Origin of the sequence: Nakamurella lactea DSM 19367, assembly GCF_000426645.1 — a bacterium.
In the GTDB taxonomy this organism is placed as follows: domain Bacteria; phylum Actinomycetota; class Actinomycetes; order Mycobacteriales; family Nakamurellaceae; genus Nakamurella; species Nakamurella lactea.
Genome location: NZ_AUFT01000023.1, coordinates 38999 through 52229, shown reverse-complemented (window position 1 = coordinate 52229; position 13231 = coordinate 38999). Strand labels below are relative to the sequence as shown.

Here is a 13231-nt window from a genome sequence, read left to right as displayed (position 1 = left end):
CGGTGCATCCGGTGGTCGGCGCAGCAAACCGGTGGCCGGGTCAGCCGCCGATCAGTTCGCTGAGCCAGTTGCTGCGGCCGGTGTCCACCCGGCGCGCGGCGACCAGGGTGGCCGGCACCGACACCACCCCGGCCTTGGCCAGATCGTCGTAGGTGTTGGCCGCGGCATCCAGCGCCCCGCGGCGGTAGGTATCGGCCGCGATGGCGAGCGACACCTCCTTCGGCATGTCGAGATAGGTAGCCAGGTAGCCGAGCTGCTGGCTGGTGTGATCGACGGCGGCGTTCTCCTCGGGCTGGACCACCGATGAGTAGAGCGCGGTCTGCCACCGCAGCACCTCGTTCGGCCCGGCCAGATCAGCAACCGCCAGCAGTGAGGCGTCGGCCCTGGTCGAGTAGTCGCCGGATGCGGACTTGTCGTCCAGGAAGTTCGCCGAGTGCAGCCGCAGCGCGATCTTGCCGTCGGCGACGGCCTTGCTGAGGTCGCGCCCGTTGTCCGCCCAGAACTGTGCACAGGGCGGGCAGATCGGATCCTGGTACTCGTCGATCACCAGCTTCGGCGTCCCGATGGCGATGGTCAGGACGCCGCGGCCGTCGACCTGCACGTGCGCCTGCTGACCCATCGGCGGCATGGCAGGAAAATCCAGCGGGGCGGTGTCGTCGTTCGGGTAGCCGCCGGGATCGAGGACGACGTCGGTGGGTTCGGCGGATCCGCTCGAGACGGCCGTTCGGCTCGAAACGGCCGATCCGCTCGGGCCGGCGGATCCGCTCGAGACGGCCGATCCGCTCGAGCCGACGGTCCGTGGGGCCGTCTGCGCGCTGCCGACGATGGTGGCGCTGCAGGCGGTGACGGTGATCAGTGCGATCCCCGATGCCCCGGCCCACCATCGCCGCCGGGCGAGGCGGGTCCGGCGCGCGCGTGCGGCAACAGGGGTTCTCACCGGATCAGCATGACATCAGCGGCGGCGGCCGACCGACTTGTCCCCATAGTCGACCAGCACCGGCGCGTGGTCGGACATCCGCAGCGGATAGCTCTCCGCCCGGTCCACCCAGGCGCGTTCCGCGCGGGCCGCCAGGGCCGGCGTGGCCAGTTGGTGGTCGATCCGCCAGCCGGCGTCGTTGTCGAACGCCTGCCCGCGCCAGGTCCACCAGCTGAACGGCCCGACCTCGTCCGGCCGCAGCTGGCGGACCACATCCACCAACGGCCCGGAGGTCTGCTCGCCGAACCAGTCCCGCTCCTGCGGAAGGAACCCCTCGGACTTCAGATTGCTCTTCCAGGAACGGATGTCGGCCTCGGCCGGGGCGATGTTGAAGTCCCCGCAGACCAGGAACTCGCGGTGGCTCCTTCTGGACCGCCGCACGGACTTCGCCAACTGCGCCTGCAGCAGCGCGAGGAAGCGCATCTTCGCGGCGTATTTCTCGCCGTACACATCGCCCTTGGGCAGGTAGAGCGAGGCCACCGTCAGCCCCGGCAGATCGACTTCGAGGTAGCGGCCCTGTGCGTCGAACCCGTCTGGATCGTCAGCCCCGTCAGCCCCGTCGGCCGGGGAGAACCCGCAGCGCACCGCGCTCGGCGCCACCCGGCTGAGGACCGCAACCCCGTTGCGGCCGGCCCGGTCTCCCTCGTGGTAGCTGAAGTGGTAGCCGTCGATCGCCGCCGGCGGCACCTGCGCCACCGGTGCCCGCACCTCCTGCAGGCAGACGATGTCCGGCGCCGCCGACCGTTGCCAATCGACGTACCCGCGGCGCACCGCGGCCCTGATGCCGTTGACGTTGAAGGCGGCGACCCGCACCCAGATCTCCTCGTGTCGAGCAGGTGGTCAGCACAGCAGTTGGACCCGCGAACTCCGAGGTTCGCGGGTCCAACTGCGGTGATCAGCGGGATTCGCCGGCCCACAAACCACATTGGGAGCCGCGAACCCGCGGGGGTTCAGGCGCTCAGCCGGGCCTGCAGATTCGCATCCAGCGCGTCCAGGAAGGCTTCGGTGGTGAGCCACTCGGCGTCCGGGCCGATCAGCAGCGCCAGGTCCTTGGTCATCTTGCCGCTCTCAACGGTCTTGACGATGACGTCCTCAAGGGTCTCGGCGAACGCCGTCACCTCGGGGGTGCCGTCCAGCTTGCCGCGGTGCTTCAGGCCACCCGTCCAGGCGAAGATCGACGCGATCGGGTTCGTCGAGGTCGGCTTGCCCTGCTGGTGCTGGCGGTAGTGCCTTGTCACCGTGCCGTGCGCCGCCTCGGCCTCGACGGTCTGGCCGTCCGGGGTCATCAGCACCGACGTCATCAGGCCCAGCGAACCGAAGCCCTGGGCGACGGTGTCCGACTGCACATCACCGTCATAGTTCTTGCAGGCCCAGACATATCCGCCTTCCCACTTCATCGCGGCGGCCACCATGTCGTCGATCAGCCGGTGCTCGTAAGTGAGGCCGGCGGCGGCGAACTTCTCGGCATACTCGGCGTCGAAGACTTCCTGGAACAGATCCTTGAACTGGCCGTCGTAGGCCTTCAGGATGGTGTTCTTGGTCGACAGGTACACCGGGTAGTTGCGCTGCAGGCCGTAGGCGAAGGAGGCCCTGGCGAAGTCGCGGATCGAGTCGTTGAAGTTGTACATACCCATCGCGACGCCGCCCGCCTCCGGATACGTGACGACCTGCTGCTTGATCTCCTCCGAGCCGTCGGACGGGGTGAAGGTGAGGGTCAGCGTGCCGGCGCCGGGAACCTTGAAGTTGGTGGCGCGGTACTGGTCGCCGAAGGCGTGCCGGCCGATGATGATCGGCTTGTTCCAGCCCGGGACCAGCCGCGGGATGTTGCTGATGATGATCGGCTCGCGGAACACCACGCCGCCCAGGATGTTGCGGATGGTGCCGTTCGGCGACACCCACATCTTCTTCAGGCCGAACTCCTCGACCCGCGCCTCGTCCGGGGTGATGGTGGCGCACTTGACGCCGACGCCGTGCTTCTTGATCGCGTTGGCGGAGTCGATGGTGACCTGGTCGTCGGTGGCGTCGCGGTTCTCGATGCCCAGGTCGTAGTACTCCAGGTTGATGTCCAGGTACGGCAGGATCAGCTTTTCCTTGATGAACTTCCAGATGATGCGGGTCATCTCGTCGCCGTCGAGCTCGACGACGGTGCCACTGACCTTGATCTTCGACATGGGTGGACGGACCCCTCTCACCGGGTGATATCAGTCGTTGTTTGCAGTACGAGCGTACTGCAACGCAGAATAACGGCTGACGAGAGGATGTGCCGGTATGGAATCCACGGCCGACATCGTGCACGCGGCGCAGTGGGGAGCGCTCCGGGCCTGGGCGGACGGACTGACCGCTGCCGACCGCCGCCGGGCCAGTGTGCTGGAGGGCTGGACGGTCGACGATCTGCTCTCGCACCTGGCCCGCACGCTGGACAGCATCGCGGCGCTGCGCCCGGTCGCCTCCGGCGAACTGGCCCGGGCGGCGCACCGGGCCGGCGACGGCGCCGAGCTCGGGGCCGACGACACCCTGCTGACGGTCGCCGGCTACCTCGGGGGCTTCGCCGCCCGTAAGCAGGAGACCGCAGACAACACCCGCAAGGCAGCCGCGTCGTCGCGGGCCGATCGGGCGGGCGAGCTCGACGCCGGCTACGCCGCCGCCCAGCGGACGCTGACGGCCCTCGGTGGCGGCGACCCGCTGGTCCGGGTGCGCGGCGGCATCATGCAGCTGTCCGATTTCCTGGAGACCAGGATCATCGAGTTGGTGGTGCATGCCGACGACCTGCGCCGATCGCTGCCCGAGCGGCCGGCGCCGCCGGTACTGCCGGCCGCCGTTGACCGGGCGGAGTCGACCCTGCGGGCCGCGTTCCTGGAGACCGCCGGCGTGCTCGGCGGCGACACCGAAGTGGCCAGGATGCCGGCCGAGGAGTTCATCGCCGTGGCCGCCGGGCGCACTCCCCCGCCCGATCGCCTGCCGGCAGCGGTGCGTTCGGAGTTCCCGCTGTTCTGAGCAGGCGGGTGGGCCGGGTGGCGCCGTCAGCCCCGGTGACCAACTTGGTCACTCCCGCGCACGAAACGGCCGAATCAGCCGCCGCGCCGACCAACCTGGTCACTTCCGCGCACCAAACCGGCCGGGCACATTGACCTAAAACGTGATTTCAGGCATCGTCGAGCCCAGCCGGGCGTGGCCCGGATCGCTACGGGTCGAGGAACTTCGTGAAGATCACCGGCGTCACCCCAGTCCTGCTCACCGGCCCCATTTCGGACGATCCGTCCATGCATGCGTTCCGCACGGAGCGCAGCGCCGCCTTCGTCGAGATTCACACCGACATCGGCCTGGTCGGGATCGGCGAGACCTACCTGGGCTACCACCTGCCCCAGGTGGTGCCGGCCATCGTCGAGTACTTCGCACCGATCCTCACCGACGCCGAGCCGACCGCGCTGATCGGGGCGGACGGCGCCTTCGACGTGGCCGAACTGAGCGGCCGGCTGACGACCTGCAGCCAGTACTGGGGTCGGGTCGGCGTCGGCGCCACGGTGATCAGCGCCATCGAGGCGGCGCTGTGGGACCTCAACGGCAAGCTGCTCGGCGTCCCCGCCTACCAGCTGCTCGGCGGCCTACGGCACGATCGGCTCCGTGGCTACGCCACCGGCGGGCCTTCGAACTGGCCAATGGATCGGCTGCGGGAGAAGGTGGATCGTTATCTGGCACAAGGCTTCCGGGCCTTCAAGCTGGGCGCCGGCCGGTACACCGATGACGGTCAGCAGGACTCCGGCGACAACCCGCAGCACACCGCGGAGCTGGAAGCGGAGAAGGTGTCCACCATCCGCGACTACGTCGGGCCCGGGATCGGCATCATGCTCGATGCGCACATGGGCTTTCGCACCGAGGGCAACCGCTGGGACCTGGAGACCGCAATCGGGGTACTGAACGCGGTGGAACCGTACGGCGTCGACTTCTTCGAGGAGGCGTTGCCCTACAACGACCCTGCGTCCTATGCCGAGCTGGCCAGGGCGACCGGGGTCAAGGTGGCCGGCGGCGAGCAGCTGACCACCACAGCGGAGTTCGCGCCGTTCGCCAAGGCCGGCAGCTTCGACGTGGCGCAGCCGGATGCGGCCTGGCTCACCATGTCCGACTTCGTCGAGGTGGCCGGCATGTTCGGCCAGAGCGGGGCGCAGGTTGCCAGCCACGCCTGGTCGGGCGGCGGCGGCGTGATGCAGAACCTGCATGCCGCCTTCGCCTGCGAGAACACCTACGTCGTCGAGATTCCGCCCCTGGCCGGAGCTTTGCACTCGCAGCTGTGGGGCGATCAGTTGCAGCTGGACGGCGACGGCTACCTGCTCCCGCCGACCGCGCCGGGCCTGGGTGTGACGCTGTCGGAGCAGACGAAGGCCAGCTTCCCCTACCGACCCGGCAGCGAGGAATGGGTGGACGTTCCCGGCAAGCTGATGCCGCGACCGGGTGGCACCGGATGAGCCCGGTCACCGTGCTCGCGGTCGGGGACGACCTGCCACCGGACCTGGCCGGCGACAAGCGTTTCCGGGTCACCATGATCGATCCGTTCGGCCCGCGCGATGAGCTGCCGGCGGAGTTGGTGGCCGACGCCGAGGTGCTGATGTCGGATGCGGCACCGGCCAACATCGCCGCGATGACGAAGCTCCGCTGGTTGCAACTGGGCTCTGCCGGGTACCAGCAGCTGGCCGGCCACCGGCTGGCCGCCCGCGATGTCGTGGTGACGAATGCCAGTGGGGTCAACGACATTCCGATCGCCGAGTGGTCGGTGCTGATGATGATGGCGCTGGAGCGCGATCTGCTGACCCTGCTCGGCGACGTCGCGGCTCGGCGGTACCGGCGACCGGCCCGATACCAGTCGGAACTGCGCGGCCGCCGGGTCGGCATCATCGGTTACGGCGGCATCGGTCGCGAGCTCGCCCGGCAGGCCAAGGCACTGGGGTTGGAGGTCTGGGCGATGAACCGATCCCCCATCGGCCCTGCGCCGCAACGCTTCACACCCACCGGCACCGGCGACCCCGACGGTGTGCTGCCCGATCGGACCTTCCCGAAGGGCGATTGGGAGGCGTTCCTGCCGGGCCTGGACTACCTGGTACTGACGGTGGCGCTGAACGCCGCCACCAGCGGATTGATCGGCTTGGGCGAACTGGCCCTGTTGCCGCCGCACGCTCATCTGCTGAACCCGGCGAGGGCAGCACTGGTCGACGAGACTGCCCTGCGGCAGGCGCTGGCATCCGGAGCGCTGGCCGGCGCCGCGCTGGACAGTCACTACCGCGAGCCGATGCCGCCGGACGACCCGACCTGGGCGCTGCCGCGCACCATCGTCACCCCGCACATCTCCGGGTCGACCGCCAGCCCGCAGTACCGCCCGCGAATGTGGGAGCTGTTCACCGCGAACCTGCACCGCTTCGTGGCCGGCTCACCGTTGTTGAACGTCGTCCCACCCGGCGACCTCCCCGACTAACTCTCCACCCCTGGCGCTTATCAACATCGCATGCGCTTGCGAAGTCGTTCACTTTCGTCACGCCAACCACAAATCGTGGGGTTTCAGAAGCGCCGAAGGCCGGCGAGCAGGCACGGCCGGGCTTACTCCGGCCAGAAGGCCAGCAGCTCCAGGGCCACGCCGAGCAGCAGCAGGAAGATGACATCGAAGGTCCGGCTGCGGACGGCGAGCACGCCGATCTGGGCGTCGGGGACGAAGGCACGCAGTCCGGCACCGACCAGCGCGGCGGCGCCCAGCAGCACGGTGCCGCGCCGCCAGTGCGCCAGGGTGTAGAGGATGAGCCCGATGGCCACCAGTGTCAGCACGATGGTGATCGGGATCGCGCGTCGGGTGCGGGCCGCGATCATCTGCCGGGGGTCAGCCCGCGGCCGGAGCGGCTGCGTGAGTGGCGCCGGATGCCTGTTCGGCGGCGTCGGCGGCCCGTTCGGCGGCGGCGACCACGTTGACCAGCAGCATTGCCCTGGTCATCGGCCCGACGCCACCGGGGTTCGGCGCGAAGTGACCGGCCACCTCGACCACATCCTTGGCCACGTCACCGGCGATCTTCCCGTCGATCTTGCTGACCCCGACGTCCAGCACCGCGGCGCCCGGCTTGACCATGTCGGCGGTGATGATGCCCGGCACGCCGGCGGCGGCGACCACGATGTCGGCCTGCCGGACCTGGGTGGCGAGGTCGCGGGTGCCGGTGTGGCACATGGTGACGGTGGCGTTCTCGCTGCGCCGGGACAGCAGCAGCCCGAGCGGGCGGCCGACGGTGATGCCCCGGCCGACGATCACCGCGTGCGCACCCGCGATGGGCACTTCGAAGCGGCGGAGCAGCTCGATGATTCCGGCCGGCGTGCACGACTCCGGGGCCGGCTCGCCGAGCACCACCGAGCCGAGGTTGAACGGGTGCAGCCCGTCGACGTCCTTCGCCGGATCGACCCTGGCCAGGATGGCGAACTCGTCCAGGCCGGTGGGCTGTTGCACCAGGAACGCATGGCAGGTCGGATCGGCGTTCAGCTCGTCGACCACCGCATGCACGTCGTCCTGGGTGGAGGTGGCGGGCAATTCGCGCTGGATCGAATTGATCCCGATCTCTGCGCAGTCCTTGTGCTTGAGGCCGACGTAGATCCGGCTGCCGGGGTCGTCGCCGACCAGCACCGTGCCAAGGCCGGGTACGACGCCTCGGGCCGCGAGCGCCTGCACTCTGGTCCGGAGCTCCTCCTTGATGGATCGCAGGGTCGCCTTGCCGTCCAGAATGGTCGCCGTCACGGCCCCGATCTTGCCATGGTTGGGTATGGCCCCAGGTAGCGCCCGGGTGCTCCGAAGGTGCAGTTTGTGGACAAGCGGCGGCGTGGATCGCCCGGATGGGCGAAGATGGTCGTCGACCACGGGGTGGCTCAGGGAGGGAATGTGCGGATTCGCAGGACCGGACAGGTGGGACGAACACGGCTGACGGCTGCCGCAGCGACTGTTGTCGCGCTCGCGCTGGTGCTGTCGGGCTGCACCACCGGGGATGACGCCACCCCGACCTCCGCCCCGCTGACCCCCGGCGGCTCGTTCGTCGGACGCACCGAGGCCTCCAGCTCGGCGCCCGCAACCTCCGGCAGCACCCGTGGCGATTCGACCGGATCGTCCGATCCGACAGCATCAGGCCCGTCGACCGTCAGCAAGACAGTGACGACCGCGCCGACATCGCGGACCTCGACCGGCGGAGGAACAGCGACGGGGGTGACGACTCAACCGCCGACGACGTCGAAGGCAACCGACTCGACGGACAGCCCCGGCAATTCGGCGAGCGCGCCGACCAAGACCGGCGGTGTTTCGGCAGCGGAGGCCGCCGATCGCAAGGCAGTCGAAGCGGCGTGGCTGAAGTACTGGGACGTCTACGCCAAGCTTGCTGACGTTCCCAAGGCCCAGCGGGCAGCGAAGTACGCCACAGTTGCGGTGGACCCTGAACTAGCAATGTTGATCAAGATTGCGGCAAACGCGGACAAGGAGGGCGTCAACAATTCCGGGCCGGTCGTCCATCGCATTGCCTGGCCACTACCGATCGATCGAGCAGACGAGGCGGTTATCACCGACTGCCAGGACCAATCGAAGTTTGGCTTAGCAGACTCAAAGACCGGCCAGCAACTATCGGTGGGCTCAGATCGCGTGAAGATTCAACCCACGCTAAGGCGAACGTCAATAGGAGTCTGGAAGGTAGCAGCTGTTCTGGTTCTGGAGAACGTCAAATGCTAATGGGGCGCCAACGACTTTGTCTCGTTGCCTGCCTCGTCATCGCCGGATCGATCGTCGCGGCCCCGGTGGTGGCCGGTGCCATACGCGCCACCTGCCCGACCGGCATGGAGCCTCAGGCAAACGGTGGTTGCGCGGTTGCTGGATCTAGCGTCGACGCCCGAAAGCTGCTAAACAGCAACGATTTTGCCTCGACGATTCGGTTCCTGCGTACTTCCGACGGAAGCATCATCCTCGCTGGGGGCAGCACCGACGGAAAGGGACACATCGACGCCGGCCAGTCAGGACCGAAGGTAGTAGATCCGTGCACCTACCGTACTGCCACCAACGTCGAGGACGGCGATCCTCGCCTGAAAGGCCATCGAGCAAACGATGGGTATGTCGTCACCCCGTTCTGCCCACAGGCATTGGATATTGGGAACCAAGAGCTGACCGAGATCCAACAAGAGGAATCGGTCTTTGTCGCGAATGGCGCCCCAGCACCGCCGCCTCCACCTCCGCCGAATCCGGAAGACCTCGCCGAGGAAGCAACAGCGCTACTACCGATCCCCGCACCCGAACCACACCTGGGACCCGACGCGGAACAGGCAATCGTGCATCGCCCGCTGTGGATGTGGGTCACCGATCCCACCACCGGGCAGGCGCCGACGGACCTCACCTCCAGCGTGGCGCTCCGCGGCGTTCAGGTCGACGCGGTGGCGACCCTGCAGAAGACCACCTGGGACATGGGCGAACCGATCGACAGACCCACCGGGCTGCGTCAGCAGCAGCACGCCAGCGTCAGCTGCGACGGCGCCGGCACTGCCCCACCGGATACCGACGCCCAGCCCACTGACCCGAGCGCCAGCGTGGGCGATTGCAGCTACGAATTCATCTGGAAGTCCAGCTGCGAGCGCACCGGCAACCGCGGCAGCTGGACCGTCACTGCCCGCGCCACCTGGCAGGTCACCTGGACCTCCAACGTCGGTGTCGGCGGAACCACCACCCTGCAGACCTCCGGCACCACCGCCGTCGAGGTCGGCGAACTCCGAGGCGTCCTGGTCGACAGCCCCAACAGCCCCTTACCCGCCACGACCAAGCGCTGCTGAATGCCGGCCGGTCGACCGACACCCAGTCCGCAGCCATCGCACCGTCTCCCCGGCGCCCGCACGACCGCCGGTTAGGCAGAATCGATGCCATGACTCACCTCGCCATCAGCCCTGTCCGATCATTGAGCGCCGCTGCGGTGGCCCTCGTTCTGCTGTCTGTCGCGGGCTGCTCCGGCGTCGATGGAACACCGGAGGCCGCGGCGGCCTCCCCCGCGTCGGTCGCTGCTCCGACCTCGCCCGGCGCCGGATCGTCGGTAGTCACCACGGCGCCACCTTCGGAGGATGTTGCCTCCACTGGGACATCGGACCCAGAGTCAGCGACATCACCGTCTGCGGTTTCCGCCCAGAACACGTCGTCGAAGTCGACATCCCAGGCATCGTCACCGACGACGTCAGCCGCTAAGCCATCCGTACCAGCCAACCTGCCGAAGGTGACCAAGCCCGGTACCCGGCTCGCCATCGGCGCACCGATGGTGGCCCAGGTCGGCATCGGCGTCACCGGAATGGCGAACGGGTCGACCTACCTGAAGATTGCGGTGACGGAGATCGAACAGGGCGACCAGGCGATCCTGAAGAAGCTGTCGAACGCCACGGAGTACCAGGGCGGCACCGTCTACTACGTCCACGGGACGCTCGAGGTGCTCGCCGTGCTCGGCACGGCCGGCGACAGTATTGCCACTGCGGCGGTGGTCGGTGTGCAGAACGACGGGGCCGGCGCGGCCGGCACTTTCGGGGTGAAGGAACTGAGTGCCGACTGCACCGGCTCCTTCGTCCTCACGAAACCGACCGTCGGCGACAGGCAGAAGACCTGCACGATCGCGCTGGCGAAGCCGGGCACGACGCTGGTCGGCGCCGCCTTCATCCGGGACGACTCGGTTCCGAACGGCGGCACCAGCGACGACGAGTACTTCAAGAAGCCCGTGCTCTGGCTGACGAAGGGCTGATGCCGCCGACCGGGACAACCGCGCTAGGTCTGGAACGGGTGTGATTGACTCGCCGGACGTCCCAATCGTTCCCTGGTGAAAGCAGGTCTTCCCGTGTCGTCAGCCGAATCTCCTGCCGCCCAGACCGATCGCGCGCCGCTCTGGCCGCTCACCGGCTCCCGCCGGTTCCTGCTGCACACCCACGTCATTCAGGGCATCGGCGTAGCCGGCATCGGGGTGGACCGTGGGCAGTCGGGACCGAGCCGGGTCTGCCGGGTCGACAGCACCGATGACGGTTGGGTAGTCGCGCTGGAGAACGTGACCTACGGGCTCAGCGAGACGTCAGCCACTACGTCCGGTGATGCGACGGCTGACCCGGCCACCGTCGCTGCCCGCGACTCGTTCGCCGAGTCGGTGCTGGCCACCGTCCCGGCGCTGCCGGACACTCAGCCGACCGACACCCTGGACCCGTCATTGTTGGCGCTGCTGGACCACTTCCAGGTCGCGCAGATCCTCACCAACCACCACAAGATCGCCTACGCTGCGCGGCCGGATCTCAGCCGGATCGTTCAGCGCCGCTGGTATGACGACAACCTGGTGATCGATGCCGTCGTCAGCTACGGCGTACCCACCGAGGCACCCCGACCGCCCGAGCCGACCGCCTCTGGCGAGCCCGCCGCAGGGCCGACGAACCGCGGGTACCCGGCTCCTGGCGACAGCTTGTCCGTCACGCAGCGGATCATTCTGCAACCGTTGCCCCGACCGGGCTTTGCCCCGATGCCGTTGCATCCGCGGCAGGGATCGATCGGACACCTGGAGGTGCATCGGTTCGACCGGATCGGCGAGCAGGACGCCCGCGAGGCGCTGGCGCCGGCATTCCGGCTGACCCCGGGCAGCGACAACGCGCCGATCATCTTCCGGCTGGACGCGGCGGTGCCGGAGCCGTACCGGTCGGCGATCCTCACCGGCGCCAACTGGTGGCAGGACGCCTTCGCCCGCGCCGGTTTCCCGGACACCTATCGGGTGGAAGTCTGCCCGGACGGCGAGGATCTGTTCGACCCGCGATTCGGCACCATCACCTGGACTCATCGGTTGGATCGCGGCTGGTCGTTCGGCGGCATCCATGCCGACCCGCGCACCGGCGAGATCCTCAAGGGCTGCGTGCGACTGGGATCGCAGAGGATCGAGGAGGTGCGGGCGATCGCGCAGGCTGTCCTCGGCGAGGCCGACGCCCGGCACGACGAGGTCGAAGCCGTTCTGCTGCAACGACTCAGCCAGCTGGCTGCCCACGAGGTCGGGCACTCCTTGGGATTCGCCCACAACTTCGCGACCCAATGGCATCCGCAGCTGTCCGTGATGGACTATCCCGGACCGATTTTCGACGTGGCTGACGACGGCCGGGTGATCGTCGGAACCGCAGGGGCTCCCGGCCGCGCTTACCCGGATGGGTTGGGCCCGTGGGACTATCGGCTCGTCGCGGCGCTCTACGCCCCACACCTGCTCGACCCTGCGGGAGCGCCTGGCTGCGAGGCGGACACCCTCGACTTCGTCACCGATGCGGATTCCCGGCTGGAGCAACAATCGGATGCCCGTGGCTCGACCTGGAAGGCCGGCGGCGATCCGCGGGAGACGCTGGCCCGCACCGTGGGCGTCCGGCGGGCCGCGCTGGCGTCGTTCTCCGCCGCGAACGCCCCGGCGGGTGAGGACTCCAACGAGATCGCCCGCCGGTTCCGCCTGCTGTATCTGGTGCATCGGTTCCACGCGGTGTCCGTCCTCAAATCGGTGGGCGGGACGCGGCGGAAATACGCACAGACCGAGGAGGTCGACTCCTCCGGCGGGTTCGCTGGTGCCTGGGAATCGGTGCCGGAGAATCAGCAGCTCGAGGCGCTGCGCGCGGTGGCCGACCTCTTCTCCCCGGAGTTCCTGGAGGTGCCGGCGCACATCGTGCCGCTGTTGGTGCCGCCGTCGGGCGGGGTCAGCGAGAAGCCCGGCGGGTTCGAGAACCGGCTGAGCGGAATGGTCGACGTGCCGTCGATCGTCCGGGCCGGCGCAGACGCGGTGCTCGGTGCGCTGTTGGCGCCGGAGCGGCTCAACCGGGTGGTCGAGCAATCAACGGCAGTACTCCGGGAACTGCTCGAGGAAACCGTGCGCGGCGCACTGCGGACCATCGACACCCGCGGCGCCGTCGGGCGGGACGGGGCTGACGACACCGCGACGCTGATCGCCTGGGCGATCATCGCCAGGTTCCGGATGTCGGTCACCTCGACCACTCTTCATGTGCACGCCCGGTTCTCGATCCTGCACGAGCTCGAGGACGTCGAGATCGCCTCCCGGCTGCTGCGCAAGAAGTGGGAATCTTTGGTGGACGCGGCGATGGCCGTCGACGATCCGCTACCCGAAGCGCCGGTGGGAACGCCGATCTAACGCAGACTCGAGGACGCCCACGGGTCGAAGCATGGGACGCCCGGTGGTTCAAAGTGTTTGATGTTCCGCGTCGCCACGGTCACCTCGGCCGCTTGTG

Annotated in this window: 12 protein-coding genes; 7 read left to right on the top strand and 5 right to left on the bottom strand. The window is 68.5% G+C overall.

Features of this window, described 5'->3' with window-relative positions; translation table 11 throughout:
* Nucleotides 1-40 precede the first annotated feature (40 nt).
* The 3 genes from K340_RS34585 to K340_RS0120035 form a co-directional block, all read right to left on the bottom strand.
* Nucleotides 41-937 carry a DsbA family protein gene (locus K340_RS34585; protein WP_051266978.1) on the bottom strand — a complete coding sequence of 299 codons (897 nt, stop codon included), beginning with the start codon at nt 935-937 and terminating at the stop codon, nt 41-43.
* A gap of 15 nt (nt 938-952) precedes the next feature.
* A complete protein-coding gene (locus K340_RS0120040; protein ID WP_029138019.1) occupies nt 953-1789 on the bottom strand; it encodes an exodeoxyribonuclease III in 837 nt (278 codons plus the stop codon).
* A gap of 137 nt (nt 1790-1926) precedes the next feature.
* On the bottom strand, nt 1927-3147 hold the full coding sequence (locus K340_RS0120035) for an NADP-dependent isocitrate dehydrogenase (RefSeq protein WP_029138018.1): 1221 nt from the start codon (nt 3145-3147) through the stop codon (nt 1927-1929).
* A gap of 97 nt (nt 3148-3244) precedes the next feature.
* Here K340_RS0120035 and K340_RS0120030 point away from each other — a divergent pair, with 97 nt between their 5' ends.
* The 3 genes from K340_RS0120030 (at nt 3245) to K340_RS31785 (ending at nt 6437) form a co-directional block, all read left to right on the top strand.
* Nucleotides 3245-3970 (top strand): maleylpyruvate isomerase N-terminal domain-containing protein, encoded by a 726-nt coding sequence (locus tag K340_RS0120030; RefSeq protein ID WP_029138017.1) that lies wholly within the window; start codon nt 3245-3247, stop codon nt 3968-3970.
* Nucleotides 3971-4176: 206 nt separating this feature from the next.
* Nucleotides 4177-5436 carry a mandelate racemase/muconate lactonizing enzyme family protein gene (locus tag K340_RS0120025; protein ID WP_029138016.1) on the top strand — a complete coding sequence of 420 codons (1260 nt, stop codon included), beginning with the start codon at nt 4177-4179 and terminating at the stop codon, nt 5434-5436.
* A complete protein-coding gene (locus tag K340_RS31785; RefSeq protein ID WP_051266976.1) occupies nt 5433-6437 on the top strand; it encodes an NAD(P)-dependent oxidoreductase in 1005 nt (334 codons plus the stop codon). The genes K340_RS0120025 and K340_RS31785 overlap by 4 nt, the downstream gene beginning before the upstream one ends.
* A gap of 122 nt (nt 6438-6559) precedes the next feature.
* Here K340_RS31785 and K340_RS31780 read toward each other — a convergent pair whose 3' ends face one another.
* Entirely contained in the window at nt 6560-6823 is a 264-nt protein-coding gene (locus tag K340_RS31780) for a DUF3017 domain-containing protein (protein ID WP_037365883.1), read from the bottom strand.
* Between the two features lie 10 nt (nt 6824-6833).
* Nucleotides 6834-7730, bottom strand: coding sequence for a bifunctional methylenetetrahydrofolate dehydrogenase/methenyltetrahydrofolate cyclohydrolase (locus K340_RS0120010; RefSeq protein ID WP_029138015.1), 897 nt, complete (start codon nt 7728-7730; stop codon nt 6834-6836).
* Nucleotides 7731-7787: 57 nt separating this feature from the next.
* Between K340_RS0120010 and K340_RS0120005 the strand changes: the two genes are divergently transcribed.
* From K340_RS0120005 to K340_RS0119985, 4 genes are all read left to right on the top strand, one after another.
* Entirely contained in the window at nt 7788-8702 is a 915-nt protein-coding gene (locus tag K340_RS0120005; RefSeq protein WP_154674378.1) for a hypothetical protein, read from the top strand.
* On the top strand, nt 8702-9787 hold the full coding sequence (locus K340_RS36065) for a hypothetical protein (protein ID WP_154674377.1): 1086 nt from the start codon (nt 8702-8704) through the stop codon (nt 9785-9787). The genes K340_RS0120005 and K340_RS36065 overlap by 1 nt, the downstream gene beginning before the upstream one ends.
* Before the next feature lie 431 nt (nt 9788-10218).
* Complete coding sequence (locus tag K340_RS0119990) at nt 10219-10731, top strand: hypothetical protein (protein WP_154674376.1); 513 nt, start codon at nt 10219-10221, stop codon at nt 10729-10731.
* A 93-nt stretch (nt 10732-10824) separates the two neighbouring features.
* Nucleotides 10825-13134 carry a zinc-dependent metalloprotease gene (locus K340_RS0119985; RefSeq protein ID WP_029138010.1) on the top strand — a complete coding sequence of 770 codons (2310 nt, stop codon included), beginning with the start codon at nt 10825-10827 and terminating at the stop codon, nt 13132-13134.
* Nucleotides 13135-13231 lie beyond the last annotated feature (97 nt).

Coding starts and splice junctions, on each gene's coding strand:
- K340_RS31785 (WP_051266976.1), top strand. CDS start 5,433: ATGAGCCCGGTCACCGTGCTCGCGGTCGGGGACGACCTGCCACCGGAC.
- K340_RS36065 (WP_154674377.1), top strand. CDS start 8,702: ATGGGGCGCCAACGACTTTGTCTCGTTGCCTGCCTCGTCATCGCCGGA.
- K340_RS0120030 (WP_029138017.1), top strand. CDS start 3,245: ATGGAATCCACGGCCGACATCGTGCACGCGGCGCAGTGGGGAGCGCTC.
- K340_RS31780 (WP_037365883.1), bottom strand. CDS start 6,823: ATGATCGCGGCCCGCACCCGACGCGCGATCCCGATCACCATCGTGCTG.
- K340_RS0120035 (WP_029138018.1), bottom strand. CDS start 3,147: ATGTCGAAGATCAAGGTCAGTGGCACCGTCGTCGAGCTCGACGGCGAC.